The sequence below is a fragment of the Stappia sp. 28M-7 genome (assembly GCF_014252955.1).
In the GTDB taxonomy this organism is placed as follows: Bacteria; Pseudomonadota; Alphaproteobacteria; order Rhizobiales; family Stappiaceae; genus Stappia.
On record NZ_JACMIA010000001.1, the window covers coordinates 3414197 to 3439077 of the forward strand.

Below are 24881 nucleotides of genomic sequence, written 5' to 3' on the forward strand. Positions count from 1 at the left end.
CCCATGACCAGCCCCACGCTCGGCGCCCCCGCCCTTCCGGCAATAGCCGGCAGACCGCCCCTCGCCGCCCTGTGGGCGGAGATGGACGAGCTCTCGCCGCGCCAGCTCCATGCCATGCTTCGCCTGCGCGTCGATGTCTTCGTCGTCGAGCAGGCCTGCCCCTATCCGGAGATCGATGGCCGCGACCCGCAGGCCCGCCATCTGCTGGTGAGCGCACCCGGCGAAAACGGCCCGGATGATGAGAACCTTGCCGCCTGCCTGCGCCTGCTGAGGCCGCAAGCGGCGGGCGAACCGCTGCGCATTGGGCGCATCGTCGTTGCACCGGCCTGGCGCGGCACCGGCCTTGGCGACTACCTGATGCGCGCGGCGCTTGCGGAGGCACGGCGCATCGCGCCGGGCTGCCCGCAGGCCCTGTCGGCGCAGGCGCATCTGACGGCTTTCTACGCCGGCCACGGCTTCATGCCCGTGTCCGAAACCTACCTGGAAGACGGGATCCCGCATGTCGACATGCTGCGCGATCCCGCCTCGCACGACACCTGACCCCCTCCCCATCACGCGAGAGCCGATGTCCATGACCCTCGACACCATTTCTTCCGCCCGCGCTTTCGGCGGCGAGCAGCGCGTCTATCGCCATGCCTCCACCGCCACCGGAACGGACATGGAATTCGCCGCCTTCCTGCCGGCCGAGGCCCTGCGCGGCGAGGCCTGCCCCACCCTCTTCTATCTCTCGGGCCTCACCTGCACCTGGGAGAACGCCACCACCAAGGCCGGCTACCAGCGTCTTGCCGCCGAGTACGGGCTGATTCTCATCGCCCCGGACACCAGCCCGCGCGGCGAGGGCGTCGCCAACGATGCCGCCTATGATCTCGGCCTGGGCGCCGGCTTCTACATCGATGCCACCCAGGCACCCTGGGCGCCGAATTTCGCGATGGAGAGCTACGTCGCGCGCGAGCTCTTCGACCTCGTCTCGGCCGAGCTGCCCGTGTGGGAAGGCGCCGTCGGCGTCACCGGCCACTCGATGGGCGGCCATGGCGCCCTGACCCTTGCCATGAAGCATCCCGACCGCTTCCGCTCAGTCTCGGCCTTCGCCCCGATCGTCAATCCGCTCGACTGCCCCTGGGGCGAGAAGGCCTTCAGCGCCTATCTCGGCGCGGATCGCGCGGCCTGGGCCGCCCATGACGCCTGCCATCTGGTCGAGCACACCGGCTGGTCCGGCGACATCCTGATCGACCAGGGCACCGCCGACGGCTTCCTGGAAGAGCAGCTCAAGCCCTGGAATTTCGAGCGAGCCTGCCGCAAGTCCGGCGTCGACCTCACCTTGCGCATGCAGGGCGGCTACGACCACTCCTACTATTTCATCTCCACCTTCCTCGCCGACCATGTCGCCTGGCATGCGGCGCGCCTGACCGGCTGAGGAGCGGCGCTGTGGGCGAGTACGACGTCATCGTTATCGGGGCCGGCGCGGCGGGGCTTGCCGCCGGCGAGCGTCTCGCTGCCAGCGGGCTGAGCTTTGCCGTGCTGGAAGCCAAGGAGCGGGTCGGCGGACGGGCCTGGACCGATCGCCATGTCTTCGGCGGCATCCCCTTCGACCGGGGCTGCCACTGGCTGCACAGCGCCTCGCGCAATCCCTTCCGCGCGGCGGCCGACCGGCTCGGCATGCGCTACATGGTGCGCAGCACACGGCGGTCGGCCGACCTCTTCCTCGGCAGCACCAAGGCGGATGCACAGACCGCCCGCGAAGCCTGGAACGCGGTCGAAGCGGCCTTCGAGGCCGCCGCCGCCGGCCCCGGCGAGCCGGACCGGCCGGCCATTGCGGGCTGCGACACCTCCGGCCCCTGGTGGCGCCTTGCCCGTCACTGGCTGACGTTGCTGTCCGCCCTGCCGCCGGAGCGCATCTCGGCGCTCGATCTTGCCGCCTATGCCGACACTTACGAGAACTGGCCGGTTTCCGACGGCTACGGCGCGCTTGTCGCCCGCACCTCGGCGCATGTACCCGTGCATCTGCGGGTCGACGTCCGCAGCATAGACACACGCGACACGCCGATCCGGATCGAGACGAACCGCGGCACCTTGCGCGCCGGGCATGTCATCCTCACCGTGTCCACCAATGTGATCGCCAGCGGCGCGATCCGCTTCCTCCCCGATCTGCCGGCGGAAGTGAGCGAGGCCGCCGCCGGCTGCCCGACCGGCCTCGCCGAAAAGGTCGCCTTCCTGCTGGATGCCCCGCTGGCTGAGTTCGGCGAGAACGTTTATGTCGACACCCTCGATCCCGACCGGCCGGACCGCCCGCCGGTCAACTTCGTCGCCAATCATCTCGGCTGGCCGCTGGTCGTCGGCCAGCTCTGCGGCGAAGCGGCGAAGGCGCTGGAGAGCGAGGGCGAGGCGGCGATGACAGGGTTTGCCCTGGAGGCGCTGAAAGACATGCTCGGCAACGATATCGCTCGCCGGGTGCGCGCTGCGACCGCGACCCATTGGGGCTCGGACCCGCATGTGCTCGGTGCCTACTCCTGTGCCCTGCCTGGCCATGCGGGAGCCCGGGCAGTGCTGCGGCAACCGGTCGGCGAGCGGCTTTTCATCGCCGGCGAGGCCGTCTCGGAAGCGGCATTTTCCACCGCCCACGGGGCACGCGAGACCGGTCTTGCGGCAGCCGCGCAGGTGATTGCGGGACGGTCGTAAACCATCCTTGCGCCAATTCGTCACCGGTCGCGGCGAAACGGCTGTTTTCCGCCGTGCGCGCATTGACATCGCCCGGGCTCGTCGCCACTTCGAAAGGGTGGTGCAGGCACCGGCTTTCGTTGAAAGGCGGGGGCAATCTCCCTATAACCCGACAAGGCCCGCGTGGCGTGTCGACGAACAACCGGAAACGGCACCGTGCCGTTTCCCCAGTGAAGGATGTCTTGATGCCTTGGAGCAACCAGAATGGTGGCGGCGGCTGGAAGGGCGGCGGGGGCGGTGGCCCCTGGGGCGGTTCCGGCGGTGGCGGCCCTTGGGGGCGGCCCGCAGCGTGGCGGCGGTGGTGGCGGAAACCCGCCGGACCTGGAAGAGCTGCTGAAGCGCAGCCAGAACACGCTGAAAACCGTACTGCCCGGTGGCGGCAATCTCGGCTTCAAGGGAATCCTGCTGGCGCTGATCATCGCAGCCTGTATCTGGCTCGCGACCGGGGCTTACCGGGTCGAGCAGGGCCAGGTCGGTGTCGAACTGGTCTTCGGCAAGGTTACCGGCCAGACTGCGCCCGGTCTGAACTACAACTGGCCCTACCCCGTCGGCACCGTCTTTACGCCGGAAGTCCTGCGCATTCGCGAAATCACCGTGGGCCTGCGCGAGAGCGTCAGCGGCACCCGTGTCACCAGCCAGGACGTGGTTGAGGAAAGCCTGATGCTGACCGGCGACGAAAACATCGTCGACGTCGACTTCAAGGTGCAGTGGCGCATCCGCAACACGCCGGAAGGCGTGTCCAATTTCCTTTTCAACATCCAGGATCCGGACGGCACCGTGAAGGCCGTCGCCGAGAGCGCCATGCGCGAGGTCGTCGGCGAGAGCAACATCGACGCCATTCTGGGTGAGAACCGTACTCCGATCCAGATCGCCGTGCAGGAGCTGATGCAGACCGCGCTGGACGGCTACGGCGCCGGCGTCGAGGTTACCGAGGTGCAGATGCAGAAGGTCGATCCGCCGCAGCAGGTCATCGAGGCCTTCCGCGACGTGCAGGCCGCCCGTGCCGACCAGGAGCGCATCCAGAACGAGGCGCAGGCCTATGCCAACCGCGTCGTGCCGGAAGCTCGAGGCGAGTCTGCCCGCATTCTCGAAGCCGCCAACGCCTATCGCGAGCAGACGGTCGCCGAGGCCAACGGTCAGGCGCAGCGCTTCGTGAAGATCCTGGACGAGTACCAGAAGGCTCCGGACGTGACCCGCGAGCGCCTGTATCTGGAGACGCTCGAACAGGTCCTTGGCCGCAACACCAAGATCATCATCGACGAGAGCGCCAGCGGCTCGGGCGTCGTGCCCTACCTGCCGCTCGACCAGCTCAACCGAAACCAGGGCGCCGCCCGCAGCGGAGGCAACCAGTGATGAAGAACGGTCTTTTCGGGATCGGCGGCATCATCGTCGCCCTTGCCGCAGTCGCACTCTACCTGTCGATCTTCATCGTCAACCCGGCCCAGCAGGCGCTGGTGCTGCAGTTCGGCGAGATCAGGCGCGCGGAACAGGAACCGGGCCTGAAGTTCAAGATCCCCTTCGTCCAGAACGTGGTCTATTTCGACAAGCGCGTGCTCGATCTGAACATGCCGCTCATCGAGCCGATCCTGTCGGACAAGAAGCGCCTGGTCGTCGACGCCTTCGCCCGCTACCGCATCACCGATCCGGTGCTGTTCTACCAGACGGTGAACAATATCGGCGAGGCGAACCAGCGCCTGTCCACCTTCCTGCAGTCGAGCCTTCGTTCGGTGCTCGCGCGCGCCACCTTCGTGCAGATGGTGCGTGACGACCGTTCCGGCCTGATGGACCAGATCCGCCAGGACGTCGCCTCGCGCGCCGCCCCCATCGGCATCGAGGTGGTGGACGTGAAGATCCGCCGGGCCGACCTGCCGCAGACCAACTCCGATGCGGTGTTCCGCCGCATGCAGACGGAGCGTCAGCGCGAGGCGACCGAGATCCGTGCGCAGGGCGCCGAGCAGGCGCAGCGGATCCGCTCGCGTGCCGAGCGCGATTCCACCGTCATCGTCGCCGAGGCCAAGCGCGACGCCGAGGTGATCCGCGGTGACGGCGATGCGGAACGGAACCGCATCTTCGCGGATGCCTTCACCCGCGATCCGGAGTTCTTCAGCTTCTATCGTTCGATGCAGGCCTATGCGGAAGGCCTGAAGGCCGGCGACACCTCCATGGTCCTGTCGCCGACCTCCGAGTTCTTCCGTTACTTCCGCGATCCCAGCGGCGCTCCCCGGCCCCAGGCGCCCGCCGCCAGCGGCGAGGCGCCGGTCGCTCGGGGTCCGCTCGCCCAGTGAGCGATCTCTGGGTCGCACTGGGCCTTGTCCTGGCTCTCGAGGGAGCGCTTTACGCGCTCGCTCCGGGAGGCATGAAACAGGCGATCCGGCAAATGCTGGAGCTGCCTGAAGGAGTCCTGCGGACAGGTGGACTGATTGCCGCCATAATCGGCGTTTTCATCGTCTGGCTTGTCCGCGGATAACCTTCGCGAGAACACGGAAGCAGACTTATCAGGACCGGCCGGGGCGCCTCGCGTTCCGGCCGGTCGCCAGAGATCGCGGGGTGCGTCCCCCGAACCCAGATGGAGGACAACGGCCTATGGCCCTGTTGAACACCCACCAGCGTCAGGCCAGCCCGTCCGCGACGGCAGGCTCCCGCCGTATTGCGCGCCGGCTTGCCGCCGCCGCCCTCGCCCTGGCCCTGGCCGTGCCCGCAACGCTCGCCGATTACGGCGTGGCCCGGGCCCAGGCTCCGGACTCGATCCCCGATCTTGCAGAATCCCTGCTCGACGCGGTGGTCAATATCTCCACGGCGCAGAACGTCACCGCACAGCGCTCCGTGCCGCTGCCGCAGGTGCCGGAAGGCTCTCCCTTCCAGGAGTTTTTCGACGAGTTCTTCAACCGGCAGAACCGCGACAACAGTCGCCCGCGCCGGGTGCAGTCGCTCGGCTCCGGCTTCGTCATCGACGGCGAGGAAGGCATCATCATCACGAACAACCACGTGATCGAGGGCGCCGACGAGATCACCGCCAATTTCAACGACGGCAGCAAGCTGGCCGCCGAGGTGATCGGCCGCGACAGCAAGACCGACATCGCCGTGCTCAAGGTGAAGCCCGTCTCTCCGCTCAAGGCCGTCTCCTTCGGCGATTCGGAGAGCCTGCGCGTCGGTGAGTGGGTGATGGCCATCGGCAACCCGTTCGGCCTCGGCGGCACGGTCACCACCGGCATCGTCTCCGCCCGGAACCGGAACATCAATTCCGGTCCCTACGACAACTACATCCAGACCGACGCCTCCATCAATCGCGGCAATTCCGGCGGCCCGCTGTTCAACCGCAACGGCGAAGTCATCGGCATCAACACCGCGATCATCTCGCCCTCGGGCGGTTCGATCGGCATCGGCTTCGCGATCCCCTCCGAGACCGCGACCAAGGTCATCGCGCAGCTGCGCGAATTCGGCGAGACCCGCCGCGGCTGGCTCGGCGTGCGCATCCAGGAAGTGACCGACGAGATCGCCGAGAGCCTGGGCATGGACAAGGCCGAAGGCGCGCTGATCGCCGGCATCACCGAGGGTGGTCCGGCGGAAGACGCGGGCTTCGAGGCCGGCGACGTGGTGCTGGAGTTCAACGGCGCCCGCGTTCCGGCCATGCACGACCTGCCGCGCATGGTCGCCGACACGCCGGTCGGCGAGGAAGTCTCCGTCGTGGTCCTGCGCAAGGGTGAGGAAGTCACCCTGAAGGTCACGCTTGGCCGCCTCGAGGAGGCCGATGCCTCCGCCACCGCCGACAGCACCGCGCCGTCCGACCAGGCTCCGGCCGACGAGACGCCGACCGTGCTCGGCATGACCCTGTCGTCGCTCACCGAGGAGCTGCGCACGCAGTACTCCATCGCTGCCGACGTCAAGGGCGTGGTGGTCACCGCCGTCGAGGATGGCTCGGGTGCCGCCGAAAAGCGCATCGCCGCCGGCGACGTGATCGTCGAGGTTGCGCAGGAGGCTGTCTCCTCGCCCGCCGACATCATCGCCCGGGTCGACGCGCTGAAGGGCGAGAGCCGCCGCCTTGCCCTGTTCCTGATCTCGAACGCGCAGGGCGAAGTCCGCTTCATCCCGCTGACCATCGAGCCGTAGGCACAGGCGCGGGCCCCTGCCCGAACGCAAAAAAGAAAGGCCGCGGGTTCGCCCGCGGCCTTTTTCGTATTCCGTTGAACCGTGCGGCTCAGCCGGCGGCGAAGTGGCTTGCCCGGTAGCCCTGGAAATACAGCAGCGCGGTCAGGTCGCCATGGTCGACCCTAGCATCGGCCGCCGCCGCGACCGCCGGCTTTGCATGATAGGCAACGCCCAGTCCCGCCCGCTCGATCATCGCCAGATCGTTGGCGCCGTCGCCGACGGCAATCGCCGAGGACGCATCGAGCCCCTTCTCCGCCAGCAGTTCCTCCAGCCGCTGGCGCTTGGCCTCGCGCCCCAGGATCGGCTCGCCAACCGTTCCGGTCAGCTGCCCGTCGGCGATACCCAGCGTGTTCGCCTTGTTCTCGTGGAAACCGAGCTGCGCGGCGATCTCCGAGGTGAAAGCCGTAAAGCCCCCCGAAACCAGCGCGCAATAGGCCCCATGCGCCCGCATCGTGCCGACCAGCTCGCGCGCGCCCGGCGTCAGGGTGATCTGGTTCGCCAGCACCTCGCCGATCACGCTCGCCGGCAGGCCGGCCAGCATCGCAGCACGTTCGCGCAGGGCCGGCTCGAACTCCAGCTCGCCGCGCATCGCCCGCTCGGTGATCGCCGCGATCACGTCCTTCTTGCCGATGGCGGCGGCCAGTTCGTCGATGCATTCCTGCCCGATCATGGTGGAATCCATGTCGGCGATCAGCAGGCGCTTGCGTCTGCCCTCGTGCTTCTGCACAAGGACGTCGACGGGTGCGTCGGCGACCACCTCGCGCAAGCGCGCATCGAACTCGCCGGCCTGTGCCTGCGTGCCGCCGAAGGCGAGGTCGCAGGCGATACCGGCGGCCAGCCAGTCGGCCGCAGCACCCGCCGGCAACACATGGAGCGCCCGCGCGACGAGCGTCTCGTCGAGGACCGGGCGCGAGGGATTGGCGACGAGGGTTGCGACAAGCGACATCGTGAAGCGCCTTGCAAGGGAATGAGGAAGAAGTGGCGAAACCGGTCACGTTGATAGCCGGACCCACGGCGAGCGGCAAGTCGGCGCTGGCCCTGGAACTGGCGGCGCGCGATGGCGCCTGGATCGCCAATGCGGACAGCATGCAGGTCTATGCCGATCTCCAGGTGCTGACCGCCCGTCCCTCGCCGGCCGATCTCGCGATGGCGCCCCATCGCCTCTACGGCCATGTCGATGCGGCCGAGCCCTGGTCGGTTGCCCGCTGGCTGGAGGACATCGGCAAGGTTCTGGACGAGGCGCGCGCGGCCGGCAGACCGCTCGTCATCGTCGGGGGCACCGGCCTTTATTTCCGCGCCCTTTCGGGCGGCCTCTCCGCCGTCCCGCCGATCCCGGAAGAGATTCGCACCCGCCTGCGGGCAGACGCCGCGGACGCGCCCGCCGGCGCGCTTCACCGCCGGTTGCTCGAAGTCGACCCGCAGATCGCCGCCCGCCTCGAACCCGGCGACACGCAGCGCATCCTGCGCGCACTGGAAGTGATGGAGGCGACCGGCCGCTCCCTCGCCTACTGGCAGCAGCAGCAGGGTCCCGTCCTGGTCGGCCCGGAGGCTGCGCGCCTGGTGCTTGCCCCGCCCCGTCCCTGGCTGCATGAGCGCATCGCCGACCGATTCCGCACGATGGTGGAGGCCGGCGCGGTGGAAGAGGCCCGCCGCCTGCTCGCCCGCAACCTTGATCCCGAACTGCCTGCGATGAAGGCGATCGGCGTGCGCGAGCTCGGCCCCCTTCCCGCCGATCTCGACGGGCTGGAGTATGCCGTTGAGAAGGCGACGACCGAGACCCGCCGCTATGCCAAGCGGCAGGAAACCTTCTTCCGCGGCCAGCTCGGCGACTGGCCCCGCCTCGACCCGGCCGATACTGCCGCCTGGCAACGCGTTTTACGAGGAGGCGCGTAAACTACATCTCTTGATTGAATCGCCATCATTTGCGCATAAACTTCTCGTAAACGAGGTCAGGCCTGTGGCGCCCCGGCGCGAATCCCTGCAGGCACTGTCCGGTACATCCCATCATGTGCCCCCGGCTCGACGCGGCGAAGATCGCGCGACAGCCATTCTTCCGGAGGAAGGGCCGCAAGGTCCCGATCCCGCCAGACCGTCTTTTACGGACACCGCGCCGCCCCCATCGGCAACGGACCCGCAAGGAGAGAGACATGGCGGACAACGCGATTCTCGAGACGCAGCGCCTGCGTCTGTCCACCTTCAGTGACGCCGACACCGGCGATCTCTACGCCCTGCATTGCGATGAGGGCGTCAACCGCTTCCTCGCCTCGCACGAGGCGATCCGCTCGCGCGAAGACGCCGAGCAGCGCCTACGCGATTATATCGAGGGTCAGGACCACCGCGGCTTCAGCCAATGGAAAGCGACCCTGCAGGACGGCGGATTCGCCGGCCGCGCGGGCTTTTCCGTCTATCCCGAAACCTCGGAAGTGGCGCTCAGCATCTGCCTGAAGCCGCAGCTCTGGGGCAAGGGCTACGCCTCGGAACTGGCCAGCGCCCTGGTGACCTGGTTCTTCGAGAACACCTATTTCACCCATCTGATCGCCTTCGTGGCCGCCGGCAACGACCCCGCCCGCCGCATGGTGGAAGGCATCGGCTTCTCGCAGCGCCAGCGTACGGTGATCGACGGAAACGCCTTCGACTGCCTGCAGGTGCTCTCGCCGGCCCTTGCCCGCTACGCCCGCGCCAGCGCCTGAGCGGGAGACCGGCCCCTCGGCTTTCCGGCCTTGTAGTACCCCATACAAAAGCCCCCGGCGGATCGCTCCGCCGGGGGCTTTTTTCTCATGTCGATCCGTCAGACCCGATGGCGTCTCAGACCGCCTTGAGTTCCTGGTGGTCCGGCTTGCTCTGGCGGGCGATCAGGCGGTTGAGCGCCGAGATATAGGCGCGGGCCGAGGCCACCAGCGTGTCGGTATCCGCGCCCTTGCCGGTCGCCATGCGGCCGTTCGACTCGAGCCGGACGGACACTTCCGCCTGCGCGTCGGTCCCTTCCGTCACCGCATGCACCTGGTAGAGCGACAGGCGCGCATCATGCGGCACGATGGTCTTGATGGCGTTGAACGTTGCGTCGATCGGACCGTCGCCCGTGCACTCGCGCGTCTCGTGACGGCCGTTGACGTCGAGCGTCAGGATCGCCTTGCCGGCCGAGCCCGTGCCGGCGATGACCGTGAGTGCGATCACCTTGATCTGCTCGCCCTGGGTCGCGATCTCGTTCTCGACCAGGGCCTCGATGTCCTCGTCATAGACGTGCTTCTTGCGGTCCGCGAGGTCCTTGAACCGGCGGAAGGCGTCCTCGAACGCGTTGTCGCCGATCTCGTAGCCCAGCTCTTCCAGCTTCTGGCGGAAGGCATGGCGGCCCGAATGCTTGCCCATCACCAGCGAGGTGGCCTTCACGCCCACATCCTCGGGACGCATGATCTCGTAGGTCTCGGCATTCTTCAGCATGCCGTCCTGGTGGATGCCGCTTTCATGCGCGAAGGCGTTCTTGCCGACGATGGCCTTGTTGAACTGGACCGGGAAGCCGGACACAGCCGAAACCAGCTTGGAGGCGCGGGTCAGATAGCGCGGCTCGACGGAGCAGCTGTAGGGCAGCACGTCGGAGCGGGTGCGGATCGCCATCACGATCTCTTCCAGCGCCGCATTGCCGGCGCGCTCGCCGAGGCCGTTGATCGTGCACTCGATCTGCCGCGCGCCGCCGGCGACACCGGCCAGCGAGTTGGCGACGGCGAGGCCCAGGTCATTGTGGCAATGCACGGAGAAGATCGCCTTGTCCGCATCCGGCACGCGGGCGCGGATCTGCTCGAACATCGACTTGTATTCGTCCGGCGTCGCATAGCCGACCGTGTCCGGCAGGTTGATCGTGGTGGCGCCGGCGCGGATCGCCGCCTCGACGCAGCGGCACAGATACTCGATCGGCGTACGGGTGGCGTCCATCGCCGACCATTCCACGTCGTCGATCAGGTTGCGGGCCCGGCCGACCGTGTCGGTGATGATGTCGAGCACCTGCGCCTCGGTCTTCTTCATCTGGTGCTCCAGATGGATCGGCGAGGTGGAGACGAAGGTGTGGATGCGGCCGCGCTCGGCATGGCGTACCGCCTCGCCCGCCCGGTCGATGTCGGCATGGATGGCACGGGCGAGGCCCGCGATCACCGAACGCTTGGTGCGCTTGGCGATCTCGGAGACCGCCTCGAAATCGCCGTTGGACGCGATCGGAAAGCCTGCCTCGATGATGTCGACACCCATGTCGTCGAGGATTTCGGCCACCTGCAGCTTCTCTTCCAGCGTCATGGAGGCGCCGGGCGACTGCTCGCCGTCGCGCAAAGTGGTGTCGAAAATGAAGATCTGGTCCTGGGCAGACATTATCCGTTTCCCTTCGGGTCTGGCCCTGCGCCGCTCGCGTGTTTAGGGGGCGCGGGCCGAAATGCAATCGGTCGGTGAAGGTTTCGTCCCCTGAGCGCCCGCCTCCGTTCCGCTGGGAGGCAGCCGGTGCTCAGGGGCAGATAAGGAGAAGGAGGCCGCCGTGACGCAGGGCTCCGCCGCGCGTCGTGCGCGCGTCGATCGCAAAAGCGGCATATGTGCCAGCGGCGATCATGCGGTTCGTCCAGTCCTTGCGTCTTGCCCGTCAGTTGCGGGCCGGTGGCATGGGAAACGCGCCAAGCTTGCGCAAGATTTCCCGAAAGAGGCGTTAATGCACCAAGGTGGTACCCGATCGCCCGCGTCCTTGCAAGATACTTGCGCGGACTTTCATAGGTCTCGTGCTGCGGGCCTGCGCAAGAGACGAAACAGGGCGGGGTCGCCCCCGCCCTGTGTGAAATGTCAGATGCCCTCGGGGCCGCGCTGCAGGGCCGCAACGCCGGAGCGCGACACCTCCACCAGGCCGAGCGGCTTCAGGATGGCGATGAACTGCTCCACCTTGCTGGTCCGCCCGGTGATCTCGAAGACGAAATGCTCCGCCGTCGCATCGATCACGGTGGCGCGGAACGCATCCGCCAGCCGCAGGGCTTCCAGCCGCTTCTCGCCGATGCCGGCCACCTTGATCAGGGCCAGCTCCCGCTCCAGCGGCTTTTCGAAGCTGCGCCGCCGCGCCTCGACCGTCAGGTTGGTCACCCGGTGCACCGGCACCAGCCGCTCCAGCTGATGGTGGATCTGCTCGATAACCATCGGCGTGCCGGTGGTCACGATGGTGATCCGCGACAGGTGCTTCTCGTGCTCGGTCTCCGAGACGGTCAGGCTGTCGATGTTGTAGCCGCGGCCCGAGAACAGGCCGATGACGCGGGCAAGCACGCCCGGCTCGTTGTCGACCAGCACCGAGAGCGTGTGGCTCTCGACCTGCTCGACCACCTCGGCCATGAAATAGGCGGAAGGCGCATTGAGGTTCTGTGCGTTCATCTCGTTCGTCTCCGCGATCTCAGACCAGCGCCTTGCCGGCCGCGCCGATGGCATTGGCCACCGCCTCGTCGTTGGCCTCGTCCGGCAGAAGCATCTCGTTATGCGCCTTGCCCGAGGGGATCATCGGGAAGCAGTTGGCAAGGTTCGCCACCCGGCAGTCGAAGATCACCGGCTTGGGCGTGTCGATCATCTCCTGGATGGCATCGTCCAGGTCCGCCGGCTTGTCGACGACGATGCCGTGGCCGCCGAAGGCCTCCGCCAGCTTCACGAAGTCCGGCAGGCTGTCCATGTAGGAATGGGACAGCCGGTTGCCGTGCAGCAGCTGCTGCCACTGGCGCACCATGCCCATGTACTGGTTGTTGAGGATGAAGACCTTCACCGGCAGCCCGAACTGCACGGCCGTCGACATCTCCTGGATGTTCATCAGGATCGAGGCATCGCCCGCGATATCGATGCACAGCGCGTCGGGATGCGCCACCTGCGCGCCGATCGCCGCCGGCAGGCCGTAGCCCATCGTGCCGAGGCCGCCCGAGGTCAGCCAGTGGTTGGGCGCGTCGAAGCCGAAGAACTGCGCCGCCCACATCTGGTGCTGGCCGACTTCCGTGGAGACGAAGGTCTTGCGACCCTTGGTCGCCTCGTAGAGCCGCTGGATCGCGTATTGCGGCATGATGACGTCTTCCGACGGCCGGTAGGCGAGCGAATTGCGCCCGCGCCAGCGGTCGATCTGCTCCCACCACGACTTCAGCGCCGGCGCGTCGAGCTTGTGTCCGCTGGTCCGCCACAGCCGGACCATGTCCTCCAGGACATGGGCGACGTCGCCGACGATCGGGATGTCGACCTTCACCGTCTTGTTGATGGACGACGGGTCGATGTCGATATGCACCTTGAACGACTTGGGCGAGAACGCGTCGATCCGGCCGGTGATGCGGTCGTCGAAGCGCGCGCCGATGCAGATCATGACGTCGCAATCATGCATCGCCATGTTGGCTTCGTAGGTGCCGTGCATGCCGAGCATGCCCAGCCAGTTGTCGCCGGAGGCCGGATAGGCGCCGAGGCCCATCAGCGTCGAGGTGATCGGCGCGCCGGTCAGCTGCACCAGCTCGCGCAGCAGCTGGGTCGCCGCCGGGCCGGAATTGATGACGCCGCCGCCGGTATAGAAGATCGGCTTGCGCGCCCGCGACAGCAGGTCGACCGCGTGGCGGATCAGCTCGATATCGCCCTTGACCTTCGGCCGGTACGACTTGTGAGCGATATGCGTCGGCGGATCATAGATGCCGGTGGCGAACTGGATGTCCTTCGGCACGTCGACGACGACCGGGCCCGGACGGCCGGAGGTCGCGACATAGAAGGCTTCGTGCAGGATGCGCGGCAGGTCCTCGATCCGCTTCACCAGCCAGTTGTGCTTGGTGCAGGGACGGGTGATGCCGACCGTGTCGCATTCCTGGAAGGCATCGCTGCCGATCAGATGCGTCGGCACCTGGCCGGTGATGCAGACCAGCGGAATGGAGTCGAGCAGGGCATCGGTCAGCGCAGTGACCATGTTGGTCGCGCCGGGGCCGGAGGTGACCAGCACGACGCCCGGCTTGCCGGTCGAGCGGGCATAGCCCTCGGCCGCGTGGCCCGCGCCCTGTTCGTGGCGCACCAGGACGTGCTCGATCTCGTCCTGCTGGATGATCTCGTCATAGATCGGAAGCACGGCACCGCCGGGATACCCGAACACATGCTTGACCCCCTGGTCCTTGAGTGCCTGCAACACCATTTCGGCGCCGGTCATCTCGCGCTTCATCGTTCCTGTCCTCGATCGTCGCGGCGTCGTCGCCCCGAACCGTCCGTTTCGTCTTCCGCCACGTCGTCCCGCGCAAGTCAGGTCCGGGCGCTCTCTGGCATGCGGCCAATAAAAAAGGCCTCCGGTGGAGGCCTCGCGCGCGCTGAGCTATCTGGGAAACCGAGTGTTACCTCGTCCCGGCCGCGCGCGCCCCGCATACAAGAATGAGCCCGATGCTCTTCGTCACGTCAAATCCGTCCTGTTCGGCGGTGTTACCAATATGCCTGTCCGTCTGCCCCTCGTGAGGCGCCTCCGGAAGGCGTGTCGGTCGCCCAACGCTCATGACAGGGTCATGTTGCGACTTAGCCGATCCGACGCCGCGCAAACTAGACGCGCCGCCTGCCCCGGTCAAGCGCATTATCCGGAAATTTCGCAAAGCACCCCGTGGACTTGCCGAATCTTGCAAGACCGCTGCCCCGCCCTCCCGCGGCCCGCATGATCCGGTGCTACGCGCCCTTGACCGCGATGAGGCCGAGCGCGCATCCCGCTCTCCCTTCCGGCAAAAGATATCCCCAGGCGAAAGGCTTCGGTTTTCGGCGCAAAGCCTTGCGCCCGGGCCGGTTTTCGCCTGCCGGCGAAAAGACCCTTGCATCCGCCTCGCAGCCTCTGTATACACCCGTCTCACAGCGGGCGGCGACACACGCTTTCCGCTTCGGGACACTGTTGCAGTGAACTCTTGGACACCAAGAATCACAGGCATGAATGTTCCGAAAGGCCGAATGGCCCGTGGGTGTATAGCTCAGTTGGTAGAGCAGCTGACTCTTAATCAGCCGGTCCTGGGTTCGAATCCCCGTGCACCCACCACTTCCTTCCCTTGTCTGTCATCGACGCCCCGCACGGAACCGCATCGCCGGTTTCGTTTGACCTGCATGTTCTCGCAGGATTGACGGGCTGTCGCTGGCCGCGAACATGACAGAGACAATTTTCGCTGTCCGCACGCATTCTCAAGCCGTTTTCAGCCGATTGATGAAACAGATCTTTTCCTCACCCGCCTACACCGTCATCGAGCATGTTCCCGCCGAGGCGTGCACGGATGTCGTGATGGTGACGCTGGCCAACCGGATGCCGGAAGACGGCCCGCGCCGCCCCTTCGCCCACCACATCCTCGCCCCGCTCGGCTACCGCACGCTCAACCTCGTGCCGGCCAGCAACGACTGGTACCAGTCCGAAGGCATCGAGGAGACGCTTGATTTCATCCGCGAGCGCAGCCGGGGCGAGCACACGATCGGCTTCGCCGCCTCGATGGGCGCCTTCGGCCTGGTGAACTATGCCGACCTGCTCGGCCTCGATGCAGCGCTCGCCTTCAGCCCACAATTTGCGCTGGAGCGCAGCCTGGTGCCGTTCGAAACGCGCTGCGAGGACGACGCCATACGGATGGGGCCCTTCCCCCGCCACCGCATCACCACCCGGCCGCAACCCGAACGCCTCGTCGTCTACTACGACACTGAGTATCTGCTCGACACGCAGCAGGTCGACCTCATCGCCGAGCATCTCGACTTCACGCGGGTCCCCTGCCCCGGCGCCGTGCACAACGTTCTCGGCACGTGGTACCGTCAGCGCCAGCTTCAGGAAAAGGTCCGCGAGGCCATCGGGGCCGTCAGCCCCGCTTGACCCCGCCGCAACGTTTTTCACCGTGCACGGGTTGGTTGAAGCGCGCCTTCGTTCCTATATGCTCCACCAACCCCGGGTTCCGGGCGGCATCGTCCGTCCTGCGCCCTCGAACCCGCATTCGTGCGCGCGTTCGTCCTTTTCCCTCTTTCATCCGGCCCCTTCATGGCACCCATCCTTTCCATTTCCGGTCTGTCGAAGACCTATGACACCGGCTTTCAGGCACTGAAATCCGTGTCGCTCGACATCGAGAAAGGCGAGGTCTTCGCCCTTCTCGGACCCAACGGCGCCGGCAAGACGACCTTGATCAGCATCGTCTGCGGCATCGTCAACGCCTCCTCGGGCAGCGTCACGGTCGACGGAAACGACATCGTCCGTGACTACCGCGCTGCCCGCTCCCTGATCGGCCTCGTACCGCAGGAGCTCACCACCGACGCTTTCGAGACCGTCTGGGCGACGGTCTCCTTCAGCCGCGGCCTGTTCGGCAAGCCCAAGGCCCCGGCCATCGTGGAGAAGGTCCTGCGCGACCTCTCCTTGTGGGACAAGAAGGACAACAAGCTCGTCACCCTGTCCGGCGGCATGAAGCGGCGCGTGCTCATTGCCAAGGCGCTCGCCCACGAGCCGCGCGTCCTGTTCCTCGACGAGCCGACCGCCGGCGTCGACGTGGAGCTGCGCCGCGACATGTGGCGGGTGATCCGCGAGCTGCGCGACACCGGCGTCACCATCATCCTCACCACCCACTACATCGAGGAAGCCGAGGAGATGGCCGACCGGGTCGGCGTCATCAACAAGGGCGAGATCATCCTGGTGGAGGACAAGGCCGAGTTGATGCGCAAGCTCGGGCGCAAGCAGCTCACCTTGCACCTGGCCGATCCGCTGTCCGCCGTGCCGGCCGGTCTTTCGGCCCACAACCTGGAGCTTTCCAGCGACGGCAGCGAGCTGGTCTACACCTACGACACCCAGGGCGAGCGCACCGGCATCACCGCCCTGCTGCAGGACCTCAACGCCGCCGGCATCCGCTTCCGCGATCTGCAGACCCGGCAGAGCTCGCTGGAAGAGATCTTCGTCAACCTCGTCAGGACGCCGTCATGAACATGCATGCCATCAAGGCGATCTACAGGTTCGAGATGGCCCGCACGGGCCGCACCCTGTTCCAGAGCATCGTCTCCCCCGTCATCTCCACCTCGCTCTACTTCGTGGTCTTCGGCGCGGCCATCGGTTCGCGCATCTCCGAAGTGGACGGCATCAGCTACGGCGCCTTCATCGTGCCGGGGCTGATCATGCTGTCGCTGTTGACGCAGAGCGTGTCGAACGCCTCGTTCGGCATCTACTTCCCGCGCTTCACCGGCACGATCTACGAGGTGCTCTCCGCCCCCGTCTCCTATCTGGAGATCGTCATCGCCTATGTCGGGGCGGCGGCGACGAAAGCGATCATCGTCGGATTGATCATCCTGGCGACGGCCGCGCTCTTCGTGCCGCTGCAGATCCAGCATCCGGGCTGGATGCTGCTGTTCCTGATGCTGACGGCGGTCACCTTCGCCCTGTTCGGCTTCATCATCGGCATCTGGGCCGACAATTTCGAGAAGCTGCAATTCGTGCCGATGCTGGTGATCACACCGCTCGCTTTCCTTGGCGGCAGCTTCTACTCGATCTCGATGCTGCCGCCCTTCTGGCAGAAGGTGACGCTGTTCAACCCGGTGGTCTATCTGATCAGCGGCTTCCGCTGGAGCTTCTACGGCCAGGCGGATGTCGACGTCGGCGTGAGCCTCGCCATGACGCTGCTGTTTCTGGGGCTCTGCCTTGCGGTGATCTGGTGGATCTTCCGCACCGGCTACCGGCTGAAGTCCTGATCCGAAAATCCGGTGCGGGCCGCCTCGCGGCCCGCCCGTCAGCGCTTGGCGCTCAGACGGCGACCGCCGCCTTGATATGCGGATGCGGATCGTAGCCGGTGAGCTCGAAATCCTCGAAGCGGAAGGCGAAGAGGTCGGTCACCGCCTCGTTGATCTTCATCTGAGGCAGCGCGCGCGGCGCGCGCGACAGCTGCTCGCGCGCCTGATCCAGGTGGTTCAGGTAAAGATGCGCATCGCCGAACGTGTGGATGAACTCGCCCGGCTCGTATCCCGTCACCTTCGCCACCATCATCGTCAGCAGCGCATAGGACGCGATGTTGAACGGCACGCCGAGGAAGACGTCTGCCGAGCGCTGGTAGAGCTGGCAGGATAGCCGTCCGTCGGCGACATAGAACTGGAAGAAGGCGTGGCACGGCGGCAGCGCCATCTCGTCGACCAGCGCCGGGTTCCACGCCGAGACAATCAGGCGCCGGCTGTCCGGCGTCTTGCGGATCTGCTCCAGCAGCTTGGAGATCTGGTCGATGGACCCACCGTCCGGCGCCGGCCACGAACGCCACTGGTAGCCGTAGACCGGACCGAGATCGCCGTTCTCGTCGGCCCACTCGTCCCAGATCCGCACCCCGTTTTCCTTCAGGTAGCGGATGTTGGTGTCGCCGGCCAGGAACCACAGCAGTTCATGGATGATCGACTTCAGGTGCAGCTTCTTGGTCGTCACCATCGGGAAGCCGTCGGCAAGGTCGAAACGCATCTGGTGGCCGAACACGGAAATGGTTCCCGTGCCCGTCCGGTCGGTCTTCTTCACGCCCTCGTCGAGGATGCGCTGCATCAGCTCGTGATATTGCCGCACGCTGCCGTCCGCCTACCGATTGTCAGTCCGATTCTCTGCACCGTCATGGTTGCCCGGCTGCGGCGCGAAGGGCAAGCGAACCTGCGTGCTCGTCCCTGCAATCCACCGGCGGCCGTTGCCGCGGCAGGGCTCAGTCTCCGGCGGCAAGCGCCGGCCAATTGGCCTGCGCCTTGTCGATGAAACCCGGGATGTCCTTGCGCCAGCGCGACTGGATGTCGTCGCTGTAGTTGAGATAGAGCCGCCCCTCGACGATGTCCCAGTTCTGCGGATCGCCCTTGGCGAGCTTGCCCTGGGCCACCGCCCAGGAGCAGTAGCCGCCATAGGCCGGGGCGTATTTCTCCGGCTCGGCCAGGAACGCCTCCCGGTTCGCCTCGCTGGCAAAGCGCCATGTCGCACCGCGATAATCGGTCGTGATCTCCGGCGATCCCTCGATCGGGCGCCCTTGCGTGAAATAGGCGACCGGATCGTAGCCGCCGACGGCGACCCCTTCGACGATGCCCGTGTACACCTGTCCCGTATCGCTGCTGCCGCCGAGCCCGAACCAGCCCGCGCTCGCCGTGCCGGCGACAAGCACCGTGGCGGCGCCGACCAGCATCGCCTGCCTGCGCGAAATTCTGCTTGAGCGTTGCCGTGTCATCGCCTTGTCCTCCGCGCGCGCCCGTACCTTTCCAGCACCTCACCCGGTTGTAGCGCGGCCCGGTGCTCTCCTGCCAATGACGTCGTCTCACAAGCCTGCGATGGCCCGCATCCGCTGGCGTTCCGCGCACTCGCCGGCCGATCGCAGGGCGCGCCGGCCTGTCCGGCGGGCGGGGTTTTCCCAAGCCTTGCGATGGTTGACACGCGCCCCTTTTCAGCCGCCCTCGCTGCCCCTATATTCACGGGTGCCGGTGCAAGCCGGCTATGGCGATAAACGGACTTCGAAATAAGCCTATCGGACCCGGGGGCGGTACCCGGCGCCTCCACCCAAGCCCGCCGCACGACCTGATCGGTCGGCGGGTTTCGGCGGGGGCGAAATAGGATCGACGAGGGTGTAAAGGTCGTTCTTTTGCTCGGCATGGTTCCGCCGTTATCGGGCCGTCTCAATAGTTGCAAATGACAACTATGCTATGGACAACGCTGTCGCCGCGTAATGCGGTGCCGGTAGTCCTTTAAGCCCTGGCGGTTAGCCCCGTCAGGCGGGGTCCGGAGGCACCTGGCAACAGAAGCCTCCACTCAATTTTCGTCGACTTCGGCCCGCCTGGATCCGTCCTGCGGACAAGAGGCAGGGGCCTTGAGGTCGGCGCAAGCGGTGTCCAGCGGGCGGTTCTCGCGAAAAAAAGCGGGGCAAGCACCAAAAGGCCGGTGGCGAGCGCTGATCGGCGCTTTTCATTCGTGTCTTCGCGCGCCATGTTGGGCGCGACCCGATTCTCACGTTCAGTAAGTGCGATGGCCGAAGACCTGATCCGCTACGATATCGTCATTCAGGACGCCCTGCGCGGTGCCGTCCGCAAGATCCTCTCCGAGGTCGCCCGCGTAGGCCTGCCCGGCGAGCACCATTTCTATATCGCCTTCGAGACCACCGCGCCGGGCGTGCGCATCTCATCGCGCCTGCACGAGCGGTACCCGAAGGAAATGACCATCGTCCTGCAGCACCAGTTCTGGGACCTGACCATCGGCGAGCACGCCTTCGAGGTCGGCCTGTCCTTCGGCGGTATCCCCGAAAAGCTGTTCGTCCCGTTCTCGGCGATCAAGGGTTTCTTCGACCCGTCCGTCCAGTTCGCGCTGGAGTTCGAGCCGGGCAAGACGGCCGAGGAGCTGCCCGAGGAACTGGTCGAGGCGGCCCGCGAGCAGGAGCGCGCGGAGGCCACCTTGTCGGCCGTCGAGAAAACGACGGTTGACGCAAAATCCGATAAGATTGCGCCGGTTCAGGACAAAATTTCGCAAAATTCTGATCAATCGGAAAAGCCGGAGTCCAAGGAGGACAAGTCCGGCGAGCAGGGCGGCGCCGACGTCGTTTCGCTCGACGCTTTCCGCAAGAAGACCTGAGAAACGGCCGGACCACGCAACCAGCATCGGCCGCAAGGGGACGGATGATGAGCGGGGATATCGTCAATCTGAGGCAGGCCCGCAAAGCACGCACTCGGCGCGAAAAAGACGAGAAGGCAGCCCAGAATCGCAGCCTTTTCGGCCGCACCAAGGCCGAGAAATCCCGCGACCGCATCGAGGCCGAAAAGGCACTTGTCCACATCGAGGGCCACCGTCGCGCCCCCTCTGACGGAGCCCCCGACGGCACCGGCAAGGAAGACTAATCCCCCATGCTGGCCAAACGCTCCCTCACCCTGCACGGCCACCGCACCAGCCTGGCGCTGGAGCCGGAGTTCTGGGAAGTACTGGAGGAAATGGCCGAGGCCGAAGACGTCAGCCTGCCGGCCCTGGTCGCCCGCATCGACGATGCCCGCGAAATGGAAGCGGACGGCAGCGGCGATCTGCCTTCCTCGCTCTCCTCGGCCCTGCGCGTCGCCGCGCTCGCCCATTGCCGGGCGAAGGCCAACGCGGCCTGATTTAGCGTTTCAAATCAAGGATTGACGTGCGCGAGCGGCGGTCCCGCGATCAGCGGTCCGGTGTCGGCCCGACGAAAACCGGTGGGTCGAGCGGCGGCAACAGCTGCATGGGCCGGCCGACACCCGCCTCCCCGCTCGCTGAGCCCGTGGTCGCCGGATCGTCCAGCGCCCGGCGGATCCGCTCGCCGAAACTCGCAGCCGGTGTTTGCGCCGGAGCCGCCTGTTGCTGCTGGCGGCGCTGTTCGGCCCGCCGTCGTTCGGCGGCACGGCGCTCTTCCTCGGCCTTTCTTGCTGCTTCCGCCTTGCGGGCCTCTTCAGCCTTTCTCGCCTCCTGCGCCTTGCGAGCCTCTTCCGCCTTGCGGGTCTCTTCGGCCTTGCGGGCCTCCTCCGCCGCGCGCTCTTCCTCCAGCTTGCGGGTGGCGCCCTCGTCCTGCAGCTGCTGCTGTTCCCGTTCCTTGCGGCGCTTTTCCTCGCGTGATCTCCGCATCTCGCGCATCAACCGGTCGCGCTCGGTGATCTCCGCCTGCAGGTCCTCCACCCGCTGCACCTCCTGCTCGAAGGCGCGCAACGTCAGGAATGCGGTGAACGGCGCGATGTCTATGGTACGCTGCGGCTCGGCCAGCGGCCCGGAGAAGACAAGACCCACCTGCGCTTCCGCACCCGTCACCGCCTCCTCGCCCGGATCGACCCGCAGCGAGAAATCGCTCTGCAAGGTCAGGGCCTTGAGATCCGCCTGGGCGTTGCCGAAGATCGAGGCGTCGCGGTTGTCGACCCGCGCATTGCTGATCCGCATGACGCCGCCGGCGATCGAGGCGCTGGCCTCCAGCTCGGCGAAGGGCAGCACGCCCGCATCGAGATGACTGGCAAAGGCGGTGCGGATCGCCTCGTCATTGAGGTCCAGCCCGGCATCGACGGCGCGGATCACCAGCGCGAAGGCGTCCGGATTGAGGCTGCGGATTTCCCCGTTCTCGACGCTCAGCGTTCCCCCGCCGGTGAGACCCGAGACGATACCCGAAAGCGAGCGGCCGCTGCCTTCGACATCGAGGTTTATGCTTGCCGCGCCCGTTGCGACCGGGCGTCCCGCCCGCCGCCAGACGAGTTCTTCCAGCCGCGCCCCATCGACCCGCAGCGAGGCGGTCATGCCCGCCTGGCCGGCCGAGCGCTTCAGTGTGTACGCGCCCGTCAGATCGCCGCCGGCAAAGCCCGCCTTGGCGACGTCCAGCGACAGCGCGTCGTCCTTCAACGAAACCCGCGCAGTCACATTGCTGGCGGGCGGCAGCGGGGCAAGAACCATGCGCTGCGCACTCACCTCGAGCGACAGATCCACACCCGAGACGACCGGCGGTCCGAACGCGGCCTCGGACCAGGCGCCGCTGGTCGAGGCCGCCAGCTGATCAGCTCCGAGCAGAAGATCGCTCAACTCCGAAATATCCAGCTCCGACAAGGAGATGGTGCCTCGGATCTGCGGGTCGAGGCTCGCCATCGCCCGGCGCAGGTCGAGGCGCAGATCCGCGTCGAGCCGCATCCCTGCGAATGCACCGGAAAGGCCGGACAGCGTGAAGCGATCCCCCTCGCCCTCCAGCACCGCCGCCAGATCGACCGCGCCTGCCGAGGCATCGAGCGAGGGCAGGCGCCCGGTCAGCAGCGCCAGCGGCATCAGGTCCGGGGCGCGCAGGGCGAGATCGGCCGTGTAGCGGCTGTTGCCGCTCTCCGGCAGAGTCAACGTGCCGGATGCCGTCAGTTCCGACGGGCCCAGATAGAGCCGTCCGTGGCCCTCCAGCCCTTCCTCCGGGATGCCCGCCGCCCCGATCTCCACCCGTGCCTCGCCGAGGCTGCCGACCGGCAGCATCGTCACGCCCAGCTGGGTCACCAGATCGGCCGCTTCGGCCGCGCTGAAGCTTGCCTCGAAGTCGAGGGAGGCCGCCCGCCAGCGGTCGAGCCGCCCGTCGAGGCCGAGATTGATATCCACATTGGTGCCGCCGGCCGTGCCGCGGGCGACAAGGCTTGCCTGGGTCCCGGCGCTGTCGCTGCCCCCGTTCGCCTCACCCTGAAAGGTCAGCGTCAGCTTGGCAGGGGCGAATGCGCCCGGCCGGCCCGCGAACTCGCGGACCATGCGGTTTTCCGGGGCCAGCGCCATCGCCAGCGCCGCAACGCCATCGAGCCGTTCGGCGTCGACATCGACCTCCAGCGCGCCGGACGGCGTCGTCGACAGCTTCTCGATCCGCCCCTTGGCTCCAAGGCGCGCGCCGGACAGGTCCGCCACCTGCGCCTCGTCGATCACCAGCGTGTCGTCGCGATAGGACGCGCGCAGCCGCGTGGAGGAGGCCGACAGCGTGCCGAAGCTCATTTCCTCGGCAAAGAGGTTGAGCGCCAGTTCCGTTCCGGTTCCGGCGATCCCTGCGGCCAATCCGGCCTCGTTGCCAAGGAACAGCCGAGCCAGCTGTCCCACCTGGTTGCCGTCGATGCGCTTGGCGTCGAGATCCGCCTCGAAGACCGGGTTCTTTCCTTCTTCCGCCGACCAGGAAATCGCGCCCTCTCCCCGGTCCTCGCCGATCTCGAACGCGAAATCGGTGAGCGACACATGCCCCACCGCCGCATCGATCCGGCTCTCCACCGCGAAGGGCGTTGCCGCGATTCCGCGTGCTCCGTCCTTGCGCCACCAGTCGGCGAAAGCGACCGGCTGGGCGACGGACGCGGCGAAACTCCCGCGGAAGGTCGGCTCCGGCTGCAGGCCGAGATCGCCGCGCACGAGAAATTCTCCCCGCCCCGGCATCCGGCCCGACAGCTCGGATATCCTCCATCCGCTTGCCAGCCGGTCGGCCTTCAGCAGCACGTCCTGCGTCAACCCGCCCCCCGACACGATCGCGGGAACAGAGAACTCGATGCTGCCGTCGATGGGCGGATGCGGAAGTCCGCGCAAGGCCGCAAGAAGCTCGACGCCGGTCTCGGCCGCCGCCAGCGGCTCTGCCGGTCCCCGTCCGGCGATACGGTCGAGATCGATCTGCCGCGCCGCAGCCTTGACGTCGAAGCGGTAGGGCTCGGCCAGCGTGAAGTCCGCACCGCCCTCCAGCGTCACCGGGCGGTCTTCGGGACCGTAGCGGAACGTGGCGCCGCTCAGGGCAAGCTTTGCGATGTCGAGCGCGAAACCGCCCTCGCTGCGCCAGGTGTGACGAGCCTGCTCCTCCGGCGTGACCGAGGCCAGCGTATAGCTCCCCTCATAGCCAGGCCGGCTGTCCGAAAGGGTCAGCGTCCCGTCCATCACGAGATCGACCGGCACGGAGACAGGCGTCACCCCGGCGCGCAGACGCAAGCCTCCAGCAGGATCGCGCCGCCCCGTGGCCAGAACCACGGTCGCCCGCTGGCCGCGATAGCTCGCCATGCCATCCAGCTTGAACGGTCCGAGCATCGAGCGGGCCGTGACCAGGAGGTCGATGTCGTCGATCCGGTGGCTCTGGCCGTTGCGCGCGTCGATGACCGTCAGATCGCCGTCGCGGATCGTCGCCTGCTCGAGCATCACGAGATCCGGGTCGACCTCGGAGATCAGCCCGTTGCGCGCCCTTGCGGTGAACCAGTCGAGCCGCCCCTCCTCGTCGATGGACAGCCGCAGGTTCGGCCGGTCCATCGTGAGATCGATGATCCGGACCTCGCCCTTCAGCAGCGGCGGCAGCTCGATGCGCATCTCGAAGCGCTGGACCGCCAGCAGCGGGTCCTCGGGCTCGCCCACCCGCACATCGGAAAAGGTCAGGGTCGGCGTCGGGAGCAGGCGCATCTCCGCCTCTCCCATCACCGCCACCCGATGGCCGAGCAGCTGCTCGCCATAGCGCTCGAATGTGGTGCGATAGGCCGTCCAATCGATGAGGAACGGCCCGACCAGCGCTGCCAGCAGCACCGCGATCACGGTCACGCCAATCGTGATGTAGATCGAATTCAGCGCCCTGGCCTCCCGTTTGCGCACCGCATCGCGGCTG

General features: G+C 66.9%; 21 protein-coding genes, 1 tRNA gene, 1 other RNA gene and 1 pseudogene. 17 read left to right on the forward strand and 7 right to left on the reverse strand.

Annotated features, from left to right (window positions below; translation table 11 throughout):
* Positions 1-3 precede the first annotated feature (3 nt).
* From H7H34_RS15320 to H7H34_RS15350, 7 genes and pseudogenes are all read left to right on the forward strand, one after another.
* The gene (locus H7H34_RS15320) at positions 4-540 is read left to right on the forward strand and encodes a GNAT family N-acetyltransferase (protein WP_185925687.1); all 537 of its coding nucleotides are present in this window, start codon (positions 4-6) and stop codon (positions 538-540) included.
* A 31-nt stretch (positions 541-571) separates the two neighbouring features.
* Entirely contained in the window at positions 572-1414 is an 843-nt protein-coding gene (gene fghA / locus H7H34_RS15325; protein WP_185925688.1) for an S-formylglutathione hydrolase, read from the forward strand.
* Between the two features lie 11 nt (positions 1415-1425).
* Complete coding sequence (locus H7H34_RS15330; RefSeq protein WP_185925689.1) at positions 1426-2676, forward strand: flavin monoamine oxidase family protein; 1251 nt, start codon at positions 1426-1428, stop codon at positions 2674-2676.
* 224 nt (positions 2677-2900) lie between these two features.
* Positions 2901-4068 (forward strand): annotated as a pseudogene (hflK, locus tag H7H34_RS15335) (FtsH protease activity modulator HflK).
* The gene (gene hflC / locus H7H34_RS15340) at positions 4068-5000 is read left to right on the forward strand and encodes a protease modulator HflC (RefSeq protein WP_185925690.1); all 933 of its coding nucleotides are present in this window, start codon (positions 4068-4070) and stop codon (positions 4998-5000) included. Before hflK ends, hflC begins: the two are co-directional and overlap by 1 nt.
* A complete protein-coding gene (locus H7H34_RS15345) occupies positions 4997-5182 on the forward strand; it encodes a DUF2065 domain-containing protein (RefSeq protein ID WP_120267176.1) in 186 nt (61 codons plus the stop codon). Before hflC ends, H7H34_RS15345 begins: the two co-directional genes overlap by 4 nt.
* Positions 5183-5298: 116 nt before the next feature.
* On the forward strand, positions 5299-6822 hold the full coding sequence (locus H7H34_RS15350) for a DegQ family serine endoprotease (RefSeq protein WP_185925691.1): 1524 nt from the start codon (positions 5299-5301) through the stop codon (positions 6820-6822).
* Positions 6823-6910: 88 nt separating this feature from the next.
* Here H7H34_RS15350 and serB read toward each other — a convergent pair whose 3' ends face one another.
* Complete coding sequence (gene serB / locus H7H34_RS15355; RefSeq protein WP_185925692.1) at positions 6911-7807, reverse strand: phosphoserine phosphatase SerB; 897 nt, start codon at positions 7805-7807, stop codon at positions 6911-6913.
* Positions 7808-7839: 32 nt separating this feature from the next.
* Between serB and miaA the strand changes: the two genes are divergently transcribed.
* Positions 7840-8754, forward strand: coding sequence for a tRNA (adenosine(37)-N6)-dimethylallyltransferase MiaA (gene miaA, locus H7H34_RS15360; RefSeq protein ID WP_185925693.1), 915 nt, complete (start codon positions 7840-7842; stop codon positions 8752-8754).
* Positions 8755-9008: 254 nt separating this feature from the next.
* The gene (locus tag H7H34_RS15365; protein WP_120267172.1) at positions 9009-9551 is read left to right on the forward strand and encodes a GNAT family N-acetyltransferase; all 543 of its coding nucleotides are present in this window, start codon (positions 9009-9011) and stop codon (positions 9549-9551) included.
* A 115-nt stretch (positions 9552-9666) separates the two neighbouring features.
* Here the strand turns inward: H7H34_RS15365 and H7H34_RS15370 are convergent, their stop codons facing one another.
* From H7H34_RS15370 to H7H34_RS15380, 3 genes are all read right to left on the reverse strand, one after another.
* A complete protein-coding gene (locus H7H34_RS15370; RefSeq protein ID WP_120267171.1) occupies positions 9667-11214 on the reverse strand; it encodes a 2-isopropylmalate synthase in 1548 nt (515 codons plus the stop codon).
* A gap of 456 nt (positions 11215-11670) precedes the next feature.
* Complete coding sequence (ilvN, locus tag H7H34_RS15375; protein ID WP_120268284.1) at positions 11671-12243, reverse strand: acetolactate synthase small subunit; 573 nt, start codon at positions 12241-12243, stop codon at positions 11671-11673.
* Between the two features lie 19 nt (positions 12244-12262).
* Complete coding sequence (locus H7H34_RS15380; protein WP_120267170.1) at positions 12263-14029, reverse strand: acetolactate synthase 3 large subunit; 1767 nt, start codon at positions 14027-14029, stop codon at positions 12263-12265.
* A 767-nt stretch (positions 14030-14796) separates the two neighbouring features.
* On the opposite strand from H7H34_RS15380, the gene H7H34_RS15385 reads away from it, so the two are divergent.
* From H7H34_RS15385 to H7H34_RS15400, 4 genes are all read left to right on the forward strand, one after another.
* Positions 14797-14872 (forward strand) — tRNA-Lys (locus H7H34_RS15385).
* Between the two features lie 162 nt (positions 14873-15034).
* The gene (locus H7H34_RS15390) at positions 15035-15679 is read left to right on the forward strand and encodes a hypothetical protein (RefSeq protein WP_185925694.1); all 645 of its coding nucleotides are present in this window, start codon (positions 15035-15037) and stop codon (positions 15677-15679) included.
* A 162-nt stretch (positions 15680-15841) separates the two neighbouring features.
* Positions 15842-16768 carry an ABC transporter ATP-binding protein gene (locus H7H34_RS15395; RefSeq protein ID WP_067217254.1) on the forward strand — a complete coding sequence of 309 codons (927 nt, stop codon included), beginning with the start codon at positions 15842-15844 and terminating at the stop codon, positions 16766-16768.
* Entirely contained in the window at positions 16765-17526 is a 762-nt protein-coding gene (locus H7H34_RS15400) for an ABC transporter permease (protein WP_185925695.1), read from the forward strand. Before H7H34_RS15395 ends, H7H34_RS15400 begins: the two co-directional genes overlap by 4 nt.
* A 52-nt stretch (positions 17527-17578) precedes the next feature.
* Here H7H34_RS15400 and H7H34_RS15405 read toward each other — a convergent pair whose 3' ends face one another.
* Together H7H34_RS15405 and H7H34_RS15410 are read right to left on the reverse strand one after the other, a co-directional pair.
* Complete coding sequence (locus H7H34_RS15405; protein WP_185925696.1) at positions 17579-18373, reverse strand: thymidylate synthase; 795 nt, start codon at positions 18371-18373, stop codon at positions 17579-17581.
* A gap of 130 nt (positions 18374-18503) precedes the next feature.
* On the reverse strand, positions 18504-19010 hold the full coding sequence (locus H7H34_RS15410) for a YHS domain-containing (seleno)protein (protein WP_209006235.1): 507 nt from the start codon (positions 19008-19010) through the stop codon (positions 18504-18506).
* Between the two features lie 206 nt (positions 19011-19216).
* Here H7H34_RS15410 and ssrA point away from each other — a divergent pair.
* From ssrA to H7H34_RS15430, 4 genes are all read left to right on the forward strand, one after another.
* Positions 19217-19586, forward strand: a transfer-messenger RNA (tmRNA) gene (ssrA, locus tag H7H34_RS15415).
* Positions 19587-19798: 212 nt separating this feature from the next.
* The gene (locus H7H34_RS15420) at positions 19799-20398 is read left to right on the forward strand and encodes an SspB family protein (RefSeq protein ID WP_120267165.1); all 600 of its coding nucleotides are present in this window, start codon (positions 19799-19801) and stop codon (positions 20396-20398) included.
* A 47-nt stretch (positions 20399-20445) separates the two neighbouring features.
* Positions 20446-20661: a DUF4169 family protein gene (locus tag H7H34_RS15425; RefSeq protein WP_371811401.1), complete on the forward strand. Its 216-nt coding sequence runs from the start codon at positions 20446-20448 to the stop codon at positions 20659-20661.
* A 6-nt stretch (positions 20662-20667) separates the two neighbouring features.
* Positions 20668-20913: a ribbon-helix-helix domain-containing protein gene (locus H7H34_RS15430; RefSeq protein WP_120267163.1), complete on the forward strand. Its 246-nt coding sequence runs from the start codon at positions 20668-20670 to the stop codon at positions 20911-20913.
* 49 nt (positions 20914-20962) lie between these two features.
* On the opposite strand, the gene H7H34_RS15435 is transcribed toward H7H34_RS15430, so the two are convergent.
* Positions 20963-24868 carry an AsmA family protein gene (locus H7H34_RS15435; RefSeq protein WP_185925698.1) on the reverse strand — a complete coding sequence of 1302 codons (3906 nt, stop codon included), beginning with the start codon at positions 24866-24868 and terminating at the stop codon, positions 20963-20965.
* Positions 24869-24881: the final 13 nt, after the last annotated feature.